The organism is Desulfoluna butyratoxydans, from assembly GCF_900699765.1.
GTDB classification, from domain to species: domain Bacteria; phylum Desulfobacterota; class Desulfobacteria; order Desulfobacterales; family Desulfolunaceae; genus Desulfoluna; species Desulfoluna butyratoxydans.
The window spans coordinates 1-532 of sequence record NZ_CAADHO010000038.1 but is presented as its reverse complement, the minus strand read 5'-3'; the positions used below and the strand labels follow the sequence as shown (position 1 = coordinate 532).

Here is a 532-nt window from a genome sequence, read left to right as displayed (position 1 = left end):
TGGATGTCTCCTCGTTCAACGACGGCACCCTGACCGTGACCCTCGACGCCGAAGACGCAAACGGCAACACCGCCGCACAGGTCACCGACACCATCGCCAAGGACACCGTGGCGGACGATTCCTCGGTCGACATCGCAGACTCCGGGGCCGATGGCGTCATCAGCTCCACGGACGATCTGGGCCACACCCAGCTCTCCGGTTCCATCGAGGCCGGCGGCCGTATCACCGGGCTCACCATCTCCGACGGCTCCACCACCATCACCTTAAATGAGGGTGGCTACACCCTTCTGGCCGATGGGACCTGGACCGCCAACGTGGATGTCTCCTCGTTCAACGACGGCACCCTGACCGTGACCCTCGATGCCGAAGATGCCCACGGCAACACCGCCGCACAGGTCACCGACACCATCGCCAAGGACACCGTGGCGGACGCTTCCTCGGTCACCATCGCAGACTCCGGTAACGACGGCGTCATCAGCTCCACGGACGATCTGGGCCACACCCAGCTCTCCGGTTCCATCGAAGCCGGCGG

The 532-nt window shown here is 64.8% G+C and carries 1 protein-coding gene; it reads left to right on the top strand.

All coding sequences use genetic code 11. The features are described from left to right. Positions 1-532 (top strand): hypothetical protein (locus MSL71_RS26365; protein WP_180147531.1); only part of this gene is annotated, 532 nt, incomplete at both ends.